Annotated in this window: 14 protein-coding genes; 5 read left to right on the plus strand and 9 right to left on the minus strand. The window is 68.8% G+C overall.

All coding sequences use genetic code 11. From position 1 onward, the window contains the following. Nucleotides 1-2 precede the first annotated feature (2 nt). The gene (locus tag FHP25_RS03430) at nt 3-2,801 is read right to left on the minus strand and encodes a DEAD/DEAH box helicase (protein WP_178133252.1); all 2,799 of its coding nucleotides are present in this window, start codon (nt 2,799-2,801) and stop codon (nt 3-5) included. Nucleotides 2,802-2,898: 97 nt separating this feature from the next. Beyond that, nucleotides 2,899-4,368: an amidohydrolase family protein gene (locus FHP25_RS03435; RefSeq protein WP_147845498.1), complete on the minus strand. Its 1,470-nt coding sequence runs from the start codon at nt 4,366-4,368 to the stop codon at nt 2,899-2,901. 98 nt (nt 4,369-4,466) lie between these two features. Here FHP25_RS03435 and FHP25_RS03440 point away from each other — a divergent pair, with 98 nt between their 5' ends. The 4 genes from FHP25_RS03440 (at nt 4,467) to FHP25_RS03455 (ending at nt 9,027) form a co-directional block, all read left to right on the plus strand. Continuing rightward, nucleotides 4,467-5,426 (plus strand): dihydrodipicolinate synthase family protein, encoded by a 960-nt coding sequence (locus tag FHP25_RS03440; RefSeq protein WP_147845499.1) that lies wholly within the window; start codon nt 4,467-4,469, stop codon nt 5,424-5,426. Between the two features lie 28 nt (nt 5,427-5,454). Continuing rightward, the gene (gene hydA, locus FHP25_RS03445; protein ID WP_147845500.1) at nt 5,455-6,921 is read left to right on the plus strand and encodes a dihydropyrimidinase; all 1,467 of its coding nucleotides are present in this window, start codon (nt 5,455-5,457) and stop codon (nt 6,919-6,921) included. A gap of 468 nt (nt 6,922-7,389) precedes the next feature. Next, nucleotides 7,390-8,343, plus strand: a complete 954-nt coding sequence (locus FHP25_RS03450; RefSeq protein ID WP_147845501.1) for an N-carbamoyl-D-amino-acid hydrolase — start codon at nt 7,390-7,392, stop codon at nt 8,341-8,343. Nucleotides 8,344-8,415: 72 nt separating this feature from the next. Further along, entirely contained in the window at nt 8,416-9,027 is a 612-nt protein-coding gene (locus tag FHP25_RS03455; RefSeq protein WP_147845502.1) for a flavin reductase family protein, read from the plus strand. A gap of 32 nt (nt 9,028-9,059) precedes the next feature. On the opposite strand, the gene FHP25_RS03460 is transcribed toward FHP25_RS03455, so the two are convergent. The 6 genes from FHP25_RS03460 to FHP25_RS03485 all read right to left on the minus strand — a co-directional run bounded on the left by FHP25_RS03460 (nt 9,060) and on the right by FHP25_RS03485 (nt 14,233). After that, nucleotides 9,060-10,265: a hypothetical protein gene (locus FHP25_RS03460; RefSeq protein WP_147845503.1), complete on the minus strand. Its 1,206-nt coding sequence runs from the start codon at nt 10,263-10,265 to the stop codon at nt 9,060-9,062. 130 nt (nt 10,266-10,395) lie between these two features. Beyond that, nucleotides 10,396-11,061: an aspartate/glutamate racemase family protein gene (locus tag FHP25_RS03465; protein WP_147845504.1), complete on the minus strand. Its 666-nt coding sequence runs from the start codon at nt 11,059-11,061 to the stop codon at nt 10,396-10,398. 16 nt (nt 11,062-11,077) lie between these two features. Further along, a complete protein-coding gene (locus FHP25_RS03470; protein WP_147845505.1) occupies nt 11,078-11,749 on the minus strand; it encodes an amino acid ABC transporter permease in 672 nt (223 codons plus the stop codon). A 10-nt stretch (nt 11,750-11,759) separates the two neighbouring features. Further along, nucleotides 11,760-12,464, minus strand: coding sequence for an amino acid ABC transporter permease (locus FHP25_RS03475; RefSeq protein WP_147845506.1), 705 nt, complete (start codon nt 12,462-12,464; stop codon nt 11,760-11,762). 127 nt (nt 12,465-12,591) lie between these two features. Then, nucleotides 12,592-13,344, minus strand: a complete 753-nt coding sequence (locus FHP25_RS03480; protein ID WP_147845507.1) for an amino acid ABC transporter ATP-binding protein — start codon at nt 13,342-13,344, stop codon at nt 12,592-12,594. Nucleotides 13,345-13,366: 22 nt separating this feature from the next. Continuing rightward, nucleotides 13,367-14,233 (minus strand): transporter substrate-binding domain-containing protein, encoded by an 867-nt coding sequence (locus tag FHP25_RS03485; protein WP_147845508.1) that lies wholly within the window; start codon nt 14,231-14,233, stop codon nt 13,367-13,369. 158 nt (nt 14,234-14,391) lie between these two features. On the opposite strand from FHP25_RS03485, the gene FHP25_RS03490 reads away from it, so the two are divergent. Continuing rightward, nucleotides 14,392-15,111, plus strand: coding sequence for a glutathione S-transferase N-terminal domain-containing protein (locus tag FHP25_RS03490; protein WP_147845509.1), 720 nt, complete (start codon nt 14,392-14,394; stop codon nt 15,109-15,111). 2 nt (nt 15,112-15,113) lie between these two features. Here FHP25_RS03490 and FHP25_RS03495 read toward each other — a convergent pair whose 3' ends face one another. Continuing rightward, nucleotides 15,114-15,674, minus strand: coding sequence for a hypothetical protein (locus tag FHP25_RS03495; protein ID WP_147845510.1), 561 nt, complete (start codon nt 15,672-15,674; stop codon nt 15,114-15,116). Nucleotides 15,675-15,725: the final 51 nt, after the last annotated feature.

Genomic DNA, 15,725 nt, shown 5'->3' on the forward strand with positions numbered 1-15,725 from the left:
GGTCAAGCGGCCCGGGCGAATGTTTGCAGGCTGCCGCGCAGATCGGCAAGCAGCCGCTCCATCGAGCTGGTGACGGTTGCCAGCGTCTCCGGCTCGGAACGCGGCGCCTCCTGCGCAGGCCTGGCCATGGCCGACGGTGCTGATACGGGCTCGGGCACTGGCTCATCGGGCGGGGTGCTGCCCGTGATCATGGCCCGCGCCTGGGCAGCGAGCCCAAGGCATTCGGTCAGCACCGGCGCCGCCTCCTCGGCGAAGCCGCGTTCCGCCAGGAGGAGGGCCATGCGCAGCTTGCGCTCGGCGTTGCCCAGCAGCTCGGCACCGCGCGCGGCGCGTTCCTGGTCGCGGGCGCCGGCTGTCGAGGCCAGGGCTGGCGAGCGCACCAGCTCGCGCCGCGCGTCGTCGGCCGGCCGCAGGATGCCCGACGCGATCAGCCGCTGCATGGCGTCGTAGGCGAACCGGTCGAGAACCTCGATCTGCGGCGCATTGCCGTCGTTTGCCGACAAGCGCTCCCGCTCCCGGCTTGCAGCGTCCTCGCTGTCGAGGACGACCAGGAAGCGATCGACACCGTCGGCGCCGCGGTGCGCTTCCAGCAGCATCAGCGTGCCGGCATGGCGGGCCACCAGGTCGTCCCGCAGCTGGATGTCCGGCGCAGGCGGCTCGGGAGGCGCCGTGGGCGCTGCGGCCGGCTCCAGGACGGCGGCGATGCGTTCGACCATCGCCCCGCGGCCCGAGGGCATGCGCAGCCCCTTGAGATCGCCGGCACCGTCCAGCACGCCGTCGGCCAGGGCCTGCTTCTGCGATAGCAGGCCGAGCATGTTGTGCTCGATGCTGTCCTCGGTCACCAGGTTGATCACGTCGACCGACCGGTGCTGATGCTTGCGCCAGGCGCGCGCGATGCGCTGCTCCAGGCGCGCCGGGTTCCACGGCAGGTCGAGGTTGATGACCACGCTCGCGGCCTGCAGGTTGAGCCCGACGCTGCCGCTGTCGGTGGACAGGAACAGCCGGCAATCCGGATCGCGCTTGAAGCGGGCGATCTCGGCGCGGCGGCGCTCCTGCGGCACCGAGCCCGTGTGCCAGGCGAACTCCACCTCCATCTCCTGCGCCAGCTCGCGCACCAGGGTCAGCATCCGCTCCCATTCCGAGAAGATGATCACCTTGCGCTCCGGATCGGCGAGGACCTCGGTCAGCACCCGTTCCAGCTCCTCGAGCTTCGGGCTCAATCGGCAGCCCGGGTCGAGGATGAAAGGGGTGTCGCATAGCATGCGCATGCAGGCGAGCAGGAGCTGCAGCCTGTCGAACTCCTTGGGCGTGAGCGGCCGGCGCTTGGCGATGGCGGCCAGCTTCGCCGCCTGCGCCTTGTATTCGTCATAACGGGTGCGCTGCTCGTCGGCCATGCCGACGATGTAGTTGGTGACGGTGCGTCCCGGCAGCTCGGTCTCGACATCGTGCTTGCGCCGCCGCAGCATGACCGGCTTCAGGCGGCGCTGGAGCTCCTCCAGGTTCTTGTAGTCGACTGGCCGGCCGCGTTCGTCGAGCTGGTAGAAGTCGCGATTGAAACGGAACAGCGGCCCCAGCAGCCCGGGATCGAGGTACTGGACGATCGAGTAGATCTCGTCGATGCGGTTCTCGATCGGCGTGCCGGTCAGCACGAAGGCATGAGGCGACACCAGCGACTTCACGGCGGCCGCCGTCTTCGTGTGCCAATTCTTGATACGCTGGGCTTCGTCGAGGATCACGATGTCGGGCTTCACCCGCTCGTTGATCTCGTCAGCGTCGATCACGACCTGCTCGTAGTTCACGACGGTGAAGAAGGGTGGTTGCGTGTACGCCGCCAGGCGTTGCGGCCGTCCGCCGTGGACCAGCAGCGTGTCGGCGCCGCTGAAGCGCGCTATCTGCTCCTGCCATTCGCCTTTCAATGAGGCCGGGCAGACCACCAGGACCCGGCTGACGCCCTTGAGATGGCGCAGCAGCTCGCATGCCGCGATGGCCTGGATGGTCTTGCCCAGGCCCATGTCGTCGGCGAGCAGCGCGCGCTCACCGAACGCCAGGTGCAGCATGCCCTCGCGCTGATAGGGCAGCAGCTTGTGGCGCAGCAGGTCGAGTGTCTGGCGGCCGGCCTCGACCTCGGCCAGGAACCGCGTGCGTGCCTCGGCGCGCGCCTCGCGGCGCTTGGCGGCCTCGGTCCAAGAGGGCAGATACCGCGAGGCCCGGATGTGCCGCCGCACGTTGCTGGGGGCAGCATTGACGGCGGCCAGCAGCGCCTCGATTCCGGCAGGAGAGGGATCCCGCAATGCGCCGTCGTCGGTCAGGAAGGGCGCCAGGTCGTGGCGGACGGCATTGGCGGCGGCGCCACCCGACGGCCAGGTCAGGCACGGGGTTGCCTCCTGCGCGCGGGACAGGAAGAGCTCCACGCGCGGGCTGCCCGTCCGGGCCGCATCGGCAAAGGCTCGGACGCCGCGGCGGCGTAGCACTGCAAGCACGCCTTCGATATGCTTGCAGGTGCCGAGCCCGTTGACGCGGTGATCGGCGCAGCCGCAGCTGTTCTCCAGCCGATCCAGCGAGCGGATCTCGACGTCGTAGCTGCCGCCCGAGCCCGACGCGACACGGAACGTGCCGAAATAGGGAAGCGACGCCTCGCATGCCTCGACCGCGGTGATCTCGGTCCGGCCGCGCCAGCGCCGCCGCTCGATCTCCTCCGTGTCCGTCGAGTGCCAGCCCTGCAGGCTTGGCGCCCGGTCGATGACCCGCTTGGCCTTGCGCGAGCCTCGCCCGCTGCGATTGCCGTTTTGCCGCGTCGCCACAATGGCCTCCGGTCCGATCCCTGCAACGCAATATATTGCGTGAATCTGGGCTGAGGCCACCATCGTTAGATGGATGTTATCCCCACCCGATTCTGGCTCAGCGCGCCGGCCGGCTCTGCGGCAGGCGGTCGCGTGCGGCCAGCACCGGCGGCGCCAGCTGCTGGGCCGTGCGGCCGGCCCAGTCGCGCTGCGGCACCGTGGCCAGGCGGCGGCGCTGGCCGTCATTCATGGCGGCGACGGCGGCATCGATGTCGATGGTGAGCACGTTGCCGTCGCGGACCACCTGGATGCCGTCGACATAGACGTGGCGCACGGCGCGGTCGCTGGCCGAGTAGATCAGGCTGCGCATCGGCTCGAGCGGCGGCTGCATGTAAGGGTGGTGGAGGTCGATCAGCGCGAAATCGGCCTTGCAGCCGGGCAGCAGCCGGCCGAGATCGGGGCGCCGCAGGATGCCGGCGCCGCCCACGGTCGCGGCCTCCAGCGCATGGCGCGTCTGCCCGTGCTTGTAGTTGCCGGAGACGACACGCGCCACGTAGCAGGCCAGCCGCATCTCATCCAACATGTTGTGCGGGAAGGTGTCGGTGCCCATGCCGAGGGGAATGCCGGCATCCATGTAGCGGCCGATCGTGTTGAGCGCGATGCCGCGGCGCGCGAACACGGTCGGGCAGTGCGCCACCGCGGCTCCGGAAGCGCGCAGCCGCGCGAAGTCGTCGCTGTGCGGCCAGTGCAGCTGCGGATGGTCGCTCAGGAAGATACCGTGGCCGATGATGAGGTCGGGCCCCAGCACCCCGATCTGGTCCAGCCACTCGATGGGCGTCTTGCCATGACGGCGCACCATCTCGTTGAACTCGACGATGGCCTGGCCGGCATGGGTCTGCATCGGGATGCCGCGCCGGCGCGCCTCGGCCAGGCTGTCCTTGAACAGGCCTTCGGTGCAGGTGTCGATCTGCGCCGGCCCGACCATGCCCGACAGGCGGCCGCTGGGGTGCTGCGCCGCGTGGTCGATGGTCTGCAGCGCCGCGGCGAATGCCTGCTCGCCGGCCTTCTCGTCCCAGGCGTAGTCCACCGCATGGCCGTTCTTCGTGTACCAGTGGCCGGAGCGGTACATCGGGCACAGCACGGCGCGGATGCCGGTCGAGGCGAGGTCGTCGATCCAGCCGTCGCGGTTGATCGAGAGGTCGCAGATGGTGGTCACGCCGCTTTTGAGCAGCTCCGACAGGGCGAACCGTGACGACGCGCCGGCAGCGTCGGCCTCCATGCCGAACACGGGCAGGTATTCATAGAGCGAGCTCTGGCCGAGCCTGTCGCTGGCCACCTCCTCGGTCAGGCCCTTGTTGCCGGGCTCGGAGAAGGGGTGGCTGTGGATGTTCACGAGGCCCGGCATCGCCATCATGCCGCCGCCCTCGATCACCGTGTCGGCGGCATCGGCATAGCCTGGCCCGGCATGCACGATCTCGTTGCCTCGGAACACCAGGTCGGCGCCCTGGAGATACACATGGCACTGCTCGGCCTCGTCCCAGGCCACGGCGACATCGAGGTTGCGGATATGCGTCGTCTTGGGTGTCATGATTCCTGCTTCCATTGCAGGGCAGGCTGCCCAGACCACAGCTTCCCGGTGCGGGCGCCCGGTGGCAAGATGGTCTTGACCCTGCAGGAGATAGCGCCATGGCCGCCAAGCGCCTCGACGAATCCGCCACGGGCGTGTTCATCATCGCTGCCACGCCTTTCACCGAAAACGGCGCGGTCGACTACGACAGCATCGACAGCCTGACAGATTTCTACATCCGCAGCGGTGTGCACGGCTTCACCCTGCTGGGCATGATGGGCGAGGCGCACAAGCTCTCGGGCGAGGAGTCGCTGGCCGTGGTGCGGCGCGTCATCGCGCGTGCCGGCGACCGGCAGGTGATCGTGGGCACCAGCCACGCCGGCATCGACAATCTGCGGCGGCTGTCGCACGAGGTGATGAGCGCCGGCGCGGCGGGCGTGATGGTGGCGCCGACGCCGGGCCTGAAGGGCGACGACGGCCTCTATGGCTACTATGCCCAGGTCTTCGCGGCGCTCGGGCCCGATGTGCCCGTGGTCTTCCAGGACTATCCGCAGGCGACGTCGGTGTTCCTGCCGGTGCCGGTGTTCGGCCGCCTGGTCGACGATTTTCCGCAGCTCGTGATGCTCAAGCACGAGGACTGCCCCGGCCTGGGCAAGGTCACGCGCGTGCGCGAGGACGAGAAGCGGCCGGGCCGTCGCCGTGTGTCCATCCTGGTGGGCAATGGCGGGCTGTACTACGTGCAGGAGCTGCGGCGCGGCGCCGACGGCGCCATGACCGGCTTTGCCTGGCCCGAGATGCTGGTGCAGGTCCACGCGCTGTTCGCGTCAGGCAAGGCGGAGGAGGCCGAGGACCTCTACGACCTCTACCTGCCGCTGGTGCGTCACGAGCAGCAGCCCGGCATGGGGCTGGCGCTGCGCAAGGAGGTGCTGCGCCGCCGCGGCGCGATCCGCAGCGCTCGCCAACGCGCGCCGGGCTCGTCGCTGGGTGCCACCGACCTCGCCGAGCTCGACAACCTGATCCGCCGCCTGGAACGGCGCCTGGCCGCCGCCGGCCGGTCCTCGCCGCTGGCGGCGGAATGACAGATCCTGATCTGATCCGGAGCTCACCGTGCCTGCCTACGACCTCGTCATCCGCAACGCCCGCATCGTCACCGCCGAGCACGCCGCCGAAGGCGATATCGCGATCAAGGACGGCGCCATCGCCGCGCTGGGCCGCGTCGCCGGCGACGGCGCACGCGAGATCGACGCGGCCGGAAAGTTCGTGCTGCCGGGCGGCGTCGACAGCCACGTGCACGTCGAGCAGCGCTCGGGCATGGGGATCATGTGCGCCGACGATTTCTACACCGGCACCGTGTCGGCGGCGTATGGCGGCACCACCACCATCATCCCGTTCGCGGCGCAGCATCGCGGCATGTCGCTGCGCAAGGTCGTGCAGGACTACCACGAGGCGGCGACGCCCAAGGCGGTGATCGACTATGCCTTCCACCTGATCGTCTCGGATCCGACGGAGCAGGTGCTGGGCCAGGAGCTGCCGGCGCTGATCCGCGACGGCTACACCTCGTTCAAGATCTACATGACCTACGAGGCGTTGAAGGTCAGCGACTACCAGATGCTCGACATCCTGGCGCTGGCGCGCCGCGAGGGCGCGCTGGTGATGGTGCATGCCGAGAACCACGACATGATCCAGTGGCTGGCGCATCATCTGGTCGATCAGGGCCACGTGGCGCCGCGCTATCATGCCATCGCCCATGCCCGCGTCGCCGAGGCCGAGGCCACCAACCGCGCCATCGCGCTGGCGCGGCTGGTCGATGCGCCGATGCTGATCGTGCACATGTCGGAGATCGAGGCGATCGACACGGTGCGCCAGGCGCGGGCGAGGGGCCTCAAGATCTTCGCCGAGACCTGTCCGCAGTACATCGCGCTGACCGGCGATGACCTCGACAAGCCCGACGTGCAGGGCGCGATGTGGTGCTGCAGCCCGCCGCCGCGCGATTCGGCGGCGCAGGAGGCGGTGTGGGCCGGGCTGAAGGACGGCACGTTCGACGTCTTCTCGTCCGATCACGCGCCCTACCAGTTCAACGAGGGCGGCAAGATCCCCAAGGGGCTCACGACCACCTTCAAGGAGATGGCCAACGGCGTGCCCGGCCTGGAGCTGCGGCTGCCGCTGCTGTTCTCGGAGGGCGTGCAGACGGGCCGCATCGACCTGCACCGCTTCGCGGCATTGTCGTCGACCAACCACGCCCGGCTCTACGGCCTCTACCCGCGCAAGGGCACCATCGCCGTGGGCAGCGACGCCGACCTCGCGATCTGGGATCCGCAGCGGCAGGTCACCGTGCGCTGGGCCGACCTGCACGACAATGTCGGCTACAGTCCCTACGAAGGCCGGCAGATCACAGGCTGGCCGACCACGGTGATCAGCCGCGGCCGGGTCGTTGTCGAGAACGGCAAGCTCGACGCCGCCAGGGGCAGCGGCCGGTTCCTGCGCTGCGAGTCGCCCGATGCGTCGCGGCCGCTGGGCAAGCCGGCACCGGAGATGGCGAAGATGGGGGCGTTCGGGGTACGGCCGCTGTTTTGACAGGGCTCAGCGGGTGCGCTCCGATCGCAAGGTGCTGCCTGCATTGCAGGAGTGTAAAGCCGAGCAGAAGGCCCGGCTGAAGGCGTTGATACGGGAGGGCGATAGGAGCGGTGCACCTGTGGCGTGGGATCCGGCACGGATCAAGTCGGAGGCGAATCGTCGGGTAAGAAGAATGCCGCGCTCCGTTCGGGATGCAGTAGCGCTTCATGGTGAGCTTGTCGAACCATGAAGCGCCCCGCGCGGACGGCCGTGCAAGGCCTTCATGGTTCGACAAGCTCACCATGAAGGCTTGGCGCTGAAACCTGCTTTCCCCTGAGAACCGGAAGAATGCCCTGCGGAGCGCAAGAGTTGTGCAGATCGTGCATCACGAGCAAGATCACAAGATCATATGAGTCACTTTCGCGTTGAGGACGCGGAGAACGTGATTCGCGCTGCAAGAGACGCCCGTCTTCAACGCCGAGGAACGACATGTCCCGCCGACTGAAAGTCGCCGCCGCCCAGATGGGGCCGATCCATCTCGCCGACAGCAAGGCCTCGGCCGTGAAGCGCATGATGACGATGCTGCGCCAGGCCGCGGATGCCGGCTGTCGCTTCGTGGTGTTCCCTGAGCTGGCGCTGACGACCTTCTTTCCCCGCTGGTGGATGGCCGACCAGGCCGAGATCGACCGCTTCTTCGAGGCGCAGATGCCCAGCCCCGAGACAATGCCGCTGTTCGAGCTGGCGCGAGAGAAGAAGGTCGGCTTCTATCTGGGCTATGCCGAGCTGACCGAGGACGGGGGCCGGACGCGGCGGTTCAACACGTCGATCCTGGTCGGCCCGGACGGACGCATCATCGGCAAGTATCGCAAGGTGCATCTGCCCGGACACAGCGATCACCTGCCGCAGGCGCCGTTCCAGCATCTGGAGAAGCGCTACTTCGAGGTCGGCGACCTCGGCTTCAACGTCTGGCGCATGTTCGACGAGGACGTCGTGATGGGCCAGTGCATCTGCAACGACCGGCGCTGGCCGGAGACCTTCCGCGTCATGGGCCTGCAGGGCGTCGAGATGGTGGCGCTGGGCTACAACACGCCGACCGACAACATCTATTTCCACGAGCCGCCCTATCGCCGGGTGTTCCACCACCTGCTGTCGGTGCAGGCCAACGCCTACCAGAACGGCACCTGGATCGTGGCCACGGCCAAGGCCGGCAAGGAGGACGGGTTCGGCATGTACGGCGCCTCGGTGATCGTGGCCCCCACTGGCGAGATCGCCGCCCAGGCGATGAGCGAGGCCGACGAGGTGATCATGTTCGACTGCGACCTGTCGCTGGGCGAGAGCATCCGCCAGAACGTCTTCAACTTCGCCAGGCACCGCCGGCCGGAGCACTACCGGCTGATCACCGAGCGCGCCGGGGCCGAGCCGCCGCCGCCGACCCGGAAATAGCCCCGCATCGCTTCCGTCTGCGGTCCGCAACGGTATAGTCGCGGCTTCGTCTCCTCATGCCAGCCGGGTCCCATGCAATACGCCGCGTCCGAGGTCAGCCATCACGAGCGCTACAAGCTGCTCATATCCTTCATCCTGCCGCGCCCGATCGCCTGGGTGACGACGGTCGGGCCGACGGGTGTGGTCAATGCCGCGCCCTTCAGCTTCTTCAACGCGTTCGCCGAGGATCCGCCATTGATCATGTTCGCGATCAACAAGCGGCCGGACGGGCGCATCAAGGACACCTGGGTGAACATCGAGCGCACCGGCCAGTTCGTCGTCAACCTCACCGACGAGCCCCTGGCCGAGAAGATGCACCAGTCCAGCGGCGACTTCCCGCCCGAGATCGGCGAGCCCAACTATCTCGGGCTGAGCCTGGCGCCGTCGGTCGACGTGGTGCCGCCGCGCATCGCCCAGGCGCCGTGGGCCATGGAGTGCCGCATCTGGCAGGTGATCAACGTCAAGGACGACCGCCAGCTCGTGATCGGCGAGGGGCTGCGCTTCCACGTCCGCGATGATCTGTGGGACCCCAAGGCGATGCGCGTCCATACCGAGAAGTATCGCCCGGTCGGCCGCATGTTCGCCGACCGCTATTGCCGCACTGACGATCGGATCATCTTCCCGCCGGCCGAAGGGCCGGCATGAATTCCTTCTCCCCGCGCAGGCGGGGAGAAGGGCTACAGCACCGCCTTCACCGCGTCGCGCACGGCGGCGTAGGCGGCCTGCAGCAACGCGGGCGTGGTCGCCGCCTCGGGCGTGTCCTGCGGCGTGTGGAACAGCGGGAAGCTGCCGGCGAAGGAGAGCAGCGGCGTGGTCGCGGGCAGGTGCTTGGCCCAGGCCTTGGCCTCGCCGAAGAAGTGCGGCACGAGCTGGAAGCCGCCGGCCTTCATGGCGGCGGTGAGCGGCGTGTCGGCATCGAGCGGCCGGTTGGCCGACGCCAGCCGCCCGGGAGAGAGCTGCAGCGCGGCCGAGCCGGGCGGAAACCAGCCGGCCGCCAGCGAGGCGCCGATATGGACGACGGCAAGCGGCGCAAAGTCCAGGCCGGCCGTGAGCTGCTGGCGGATGCCGTAGTTCTCCAGCTCGTGTCCTGTCGTGGCGATGACCACGACCGGCATCGCGGCGGCCATCTCACGCGCCAGCTCCAACGCCACGGCGATGCCGGTGCCGCGTTCGCCGGCGCATGTGAACCACCCCGTGAGCGGGGTGGTGATCACGAGCGGCGCACCGATGCCGCTGCCGAAGCGCGCGATCAGGTTCTCCGCCCGGTCGGGCACGCGCTTGGCGCTGATCGTGGCGCCCACCGTGCCGCCGGCCATCGCATCGAGATGCACGCCCGACACCAGCAGGGTCGGCAGGCCTGAGGTCGGCTTGTCGGGATCGACGTTGATGCCCACCAGCCCGGGACGCGGCGGCAGGGCGCCGAACTTGCCGAAGGTGAGGAGCACGCACAGGCGCAGGTCGCTGCCTTTGGCCTCGGCCAGCGCCTGCTCGAGGTCCGCCGTGTCGAAATTGTTGGCCAGCGTCACCGGCCGCACGAAGGGCGCGTCGGTCGCAAGCTCGCCGACGCCCTCGTAGTACAGGGGCAGGGCCTCGACAGGTTGGCCGTCGACCGTGACGGAGGCCTGCCAGTCATAGCGCTCATAGCCGTACGACCAGCGGCTGGTCGCCGCGCTACGCTCGCGCAGCTGGGCCTCGACCCAGTCGACCGTCGCCTTGCCTTCCGGCGTGCCGGTGCGATGGTGCGGCCACTGGCTGTAGCCGGTGACCAGCTGGTAGAGCTGGCCGCCTATCGTCGGGCCGGGCTGCGCAACGGCGGGGTAGGGTGGTTGCAGCAAGCCGGTGGCGCTGGAGGCGGCGAGGAAGGTGCGCCGTTTCAATCTCATGGTGCCTTCGGACCGCGGGCGTCCACGCCCGCATCGGCGCGAAGCGCCGACTGGAGGAAGGTGGCTCGCCCTGCGCTTTCGCTTCGGGCGATTGCGGGCGTGGACGCCCGCGGTCCCAGGAGGAAGGCCCTCACGCGGCCCATTTCAGCCGCGCCTGGCCGATGGCCATGGCGACCGCCGCCTGGGTCGGCTCGACGACGGGCACGCCGACTGCCTGCTGCAGGCGGTCGCGGTAGCGCGCCATGCCGGCGCAGCCCATCACGAGCACGTCGGCGCCGTCCTGGTCGCGCAGCGCCGTGCCCGTATCGATCATGCGCGACAGGGTACGGGCCTCGTCGGCGAGCTCCACGACGCCCAGGCCGACAGCGCGGTCGCCCGCGAAGCGGGCCTGCACCCCCATCTGGCCGACATAGCGCAGATGCCGCGGGATCGAGGTCTTGAGGATCGCGATCACGCCGAAGCGCTGGCCCAGGGTCAGCGCCGTCAGGATGCCGCTCTCGGCGATGCCCAGGACCGGCCTGCGCGTGGCCTCGCGGCAGACATGCAGGCCGGGATCGCTGAAGCAGGCGATGACGAACGCGTCGCAGTCGTTGTCGCGTGCCGCCACGGTGCGTGCCAGCGGCTGCACCACCCGCTCGACATCGGCCTGGCTCTGCACGCCGGGCGGACCTTCCTTCAGGGTCATGCACTCGATCTGCGGCCCGCCCGCCATGCGCAGCGGCACCATCGCCTCGTCGATGCCCTGCGTGCAGGCCTCGGTGGAGTTGGGGTTGATCACCAGGATACGCTCGGCCATGCAGGACTCCCGGGACTTAGCGTGCCGCGATCTTCCGGTGCTCCAGGCGGCTCAGCAACCGTACCACCGGCCACAGCAGCACGAAATAGATCACCGTGGCCAGGATCAGGGGCGAATAGTTGAAGGTTGCCTGCTGCGCCGAGCGGGCCGCGAACATCAGCTCATGCAGCGCGATCACGCTGGCGATCGATGTCAGCTTGGCAACCTCCAGGGTGTTGCTGACCAGGTCGGGCAGGACGTTGCGCACGGCCTGCGGCAACACCACCCAGCCCATGGTCTGCCACCAGCCCAGGCCGGTCGAGCGCGCGGCTTCCCATTGGCCGCGACCGACGCTCTCGATCCCGGCACGGAAGATCTCGCCGTAGTAGCTCGAGGTGTTGAGCAGGAAGGCGATCACCACCGCCTCGAGCTCGGAGATCTTGTAGCCTGCGAACGGCGGCACGTTGTAGACGAAGACCAGCAGCACCAGCGGCGGCAGGGCGCGGAAGACGTCGACATAGATCACCAGCGCGATGTTCAGCCAGCGCCGCTTCAGCGCCGCGAGCACCGCCACCACCAACCCGCCGAGCGCGCCCACGGGGATCACCACCAGGCAGAGCAGCACGGTCATCCACAGGCCGTCGAGCAGGAAGCCCGCGGTCTTGGCCATGATCTCGGCATTGAAGAAGAGGGCGGTGACGTCGCTCATGCTCCGGGCCTCATCGCCGCCACGCGAAGCGTGTCTCGATCCAGCGGCCGGCGACGACCACCGGCAGGAACAGCACGAGGTAGGCGAGCGCGCCCAGGGTCAGCGGCGAGGGGTTCGACGAGAAGGAGAGGCCGCTATAGGCCTGGTACAGGATCTCCTGCACCGCCACGACCTGGCCCAGCGCCGTGCCCTTGGTGATGGCGATCGTGCGGTTGGTGAGCGGCGGGACGGTGAGCCGGATCGCCTGCGGCAGGACCACGTAGATCAAGGTCTGCAGGAAGCCCAGGCCGGTCGAGCGCGCGGCTTCCCATTGCCCCTTGGCGACGGCGATCAGCCCGGCCCAGTAGATCTCCTCGGCGAAGGCGGCCAGCACCAGCGACAGCGCCAGCCACGTCGCGCCCAGCCCGGCGATATCGAGCCCCAGCGCCGGCAGGCCGTAGAAGAACAGCACGATCAGGACCAGTGGCGGCACCGAGCGCATCACGTCGACGAAGAAGATGATCAGCAGCCGTAGCGCTTCGGCCAGCCATGACAATGGCGCCGGCATCTTCTGCGACAGGGTCGAGCGCAGCACCGCCAGCAGCAGCCCCAGGGCCAGGCCCGTGGCGATGACGAAAGCGGCGAGATAGGTCGTGACCCACATGCCCGAGAGGATCTTGGGCAGGTACTCCCACATCACCTCGCCGTTGAAGAACGTGAAGAGGAAGCGGTCCATGGTGCATCCTATGTCGGACCGCGGGCGTCCACGCCCGCATCGGCGCAACGCGCCGAACCGAAACGAGACCGCCCTTCGCTTGCGCTGCGGGCGATTGCGGGCGTGGACGCCCGCGGTCCGAAGGGCATCACCGGTGTCCGTCGATGCGGGCCACGAAAGCCCGGGTGCGGGCCTGCTGCGGTGCGCCGAAGACCTGCTCCGGCGGGCCTTGCTCGACGATCACGCCGTCCTCCATGAAGACGACCCGGTCGGCGGCGGCGCGCGCGAACTGCAGCTCGTGGCTCACCACCAGCATGGTCATGCCCGTCTCGCGCAAATCGCGCATCACCTGCAGGACCGAGCCCACCAGCTCGGGATCGAGCGCGCTGGTCGGCTCGTCGAACAGCACGATCTTGGGCTCCAGCGCCAGCGCCCGCGCGATGGCGACCCGCTGCTGCTGACCGCCGCTCAGCTCGCCGGGATGGGCCTGGGCCTTGTGGGCGAGGCCGACCCGCGCCAGGGCGGCGCGGCCGATCTCGAGCGCCTCGGCCTTCGATTTGCGCGACGCCAGCCGCAGGGCCAGCGTCACGTTGCCCAGCGCCGTCATGTGCGGATAGAGGTTGAACGACTGGAACACCATGCCGATGCGGCGGCGCACGGCATTGATGTCGACGCCCGGCGCCAGGATGTCGGTGCCGTCGACATGGATCGAGCCGCTGGTGGGCTCCTCGAGCCGATTGCAGCAGCGCAGGAAGGTGCTCTTGCCCGAGCCGGAAGGCCCGATGACGAAGGCCAGCTCCCGCTCGCGCAGCCGGAAATCTATTCCCTTCAGCACCGCCAAGGTGCCGAAGCTCTTGTGCAGCCCGCGCACATCGAGGATGTGGCGCCCAGCAGCCGCCATGGTCGGAGATTCTGCCGGCACCTCACCCGCACTGCGGCTTGTGCTCGGTCGGGTCGTAGCCATCCGTGCCGGGCACGCCGTAGCCCTTGAAGACGGTGACCGCCGCCGATCCCGGCTCCGGCTTGATGCCGAACCATTTCTCGTGCAGCCGGGCGATGGTGCCGTCGAGCTTCATGCATTCGATCGCGTTCTCGACCAGGTTGCGGCCGGCGACGTCGTCCTTGCGGAAGGGCGCCGCCCACATCAGGCCTTCGTCGATCCTGGCGCCCAGCTTCAGGGTCGGGTTCTGCTTGGCCGCCCATGCCACCACGGTGTTGCCACCGAGATTGGCATCGGCCCGGCCGGCCATCACCGCCTGGACCGCATCGGTCTGGGTCGGGAAGGCCAGCACCTCGAAGCCATACCTGTCCTTGTTGGTGTCGGCCCATTTGTCATAGGCCGAGCCCTTGTTGACGGTGATCTTCTTGCCCTTGAGGGCATCGAGGCCGGCGATATCCGGGGCGCTCTTCTTGAGCACGAGCTGATAGTAGGTGTTCAGGTAGCCCTCGGTGAACAGCAGGTTCTTGGCCCGCTCCGGGGTGACGGTGGTCGGTGCCGCCAGCCAGTCGAAGCGGCCGGCATTGAGCGCCGGGATCAGGCCGGAGAACTCCTGCGCCACGATGTTGATCGGCCGCTTCAGCCGCTTGGCGACCTCGGTGGCCAGGTCGACATTGAAGCCTTCGACCTCGCCCGGCTTGCCGCCGACCTTGGGCATGGCATGCGGCGCGAACGTGCCGTCCAGGCCGACGGTGATCGGCTTGTCGGTCTGGGCCATGGCGAGGCGCGTGACGAGCAGCAGGCTGATCCCGGCTGCGGCCAGCATCGCCAGCGAAGGGTTGGAATGGCGCATCGTATCCCCCCGGTGAAGCCGAGCCGCGAGCGAAGCACATCGGCCAAGGCGGCTCAAGCCGTGCACGGCGCGTGCCAAGCGCGGGAAGTCGGTGAAGAGCGCTTGCCGAGGGTGAGGTTATACGGTTGGTTTGCGGCCCATCACACGAGGAGCGCACGATGAGCCTGATCCTGTACGAGCGCGTTGGTCACGAAGGGCGGCGGCCCAGCCCGTTCTCCTGGCGCATCCGCTACGCGCTGCGTCACAAGGGGGTGGCCGTCGACTATGTGCCGATGCGGTTCGCGGATGTCGAGACGGTCAGGCGCCTGAGCGGCCAGCACATGGTCCCGGTCCTTGTCGACGGCGACCGCGTCGTTCACGACAGCTGGAACATCGCCGTGCACCTGGAAGAGCGGTTCCCGGACCGGCCGCCGCTGTTCGGCAACGAGGCCGCCCGCGGCATGGCGCGCTTCATCACGGTCTGGGCCGATACCGCGCTGGCGCCGTTGATGCGGCGGCTGATATACGCCGATTTCGTCTGGTGCCTCGATGCCGGCGATCGCGCCTATTTCCGCCAATCGCGCGAGCGCGAGCTGGGCATGACGCTGGAGGAGGCCTGCGCCGATCGCGCCACGGCGATGGCGAGCTTTCGCCGCGCGATGGGGCCGCTGGAGCGGACCCTGGCCGGACAGGCGTTCCTTGGCGGCGCGGCGCCGACCTATGCCGACTACGCCGTGTTCTCCTTCTTCCAATGGGCGCGGCTGGGAAGCCCCGGCGAGATCCTGTCGGAAGACAGCGCCGTGCACGCCTGGCGGGCGCGGATGATCGGGCTGTTCGACGGGCTTGGCGACCTGTTTGCCGGCTATCCCGCGCCGCAGGATGCTGCCGCGGCGCGCTGAGCTCAGCGCCGCCTGTCGTAGGGTATGCCCGGCACGACGCGCACCGAGCCGTCGGGGAAGGCGGCCTGGACCGGTGGCGCCCAGTCGAGCGCCTGGCCGTTGCCTTCACCGGCCTGCACCTCGACGCCCCAGGCCGCGGCCAGCTTCTTCATCACGCTCGGACCCTCGCCGCGTGCCACGCCGCAGCCGCGCAGCTCGACCCGGGCGCCCGGCGCGAAGATCCCGGACAGCCGCTCCAGGCGGCTGCCGAGCTGGGTCAGGGTGTCGAGCCGGAAGGTCGAGCGGTGCACATCGCCGTCCCAGCCGCTTGAAACGGCGTGCACGCCGATGCCCTTGTGGTCCCGGTCGACCAGCCCGTGCCCCCAGAGCGCGAGGCAGCGTATGCTGCCGGTCCTGCCGCCGACGGCCGCATGGACCAGGTCAAGCATCGCCGAGACGGCGTTGGACATCGGGCCGATGGGGATGATCCGCGACGAATGGGGCTTCAGCAGGTCGGTCCAGTAGTTGGCCGTGTCGGTGTTGTCGCAGTTGATGACGTCGATCACGTACGGAGCCGGGGACATCGTGACCTCCAGGGCCTGCCGGATGCGGCGCAAGACGGGCAGATTCGTGGA

Source organism: Vineibacter terrae (assembly GCF_008039615.1).
GTDB lineage: Bacteria > Pseudomonadota > Alphaproteobacteria > Reyranellales > Reyranellaceae > Vineibacter > Vineibacter terrae.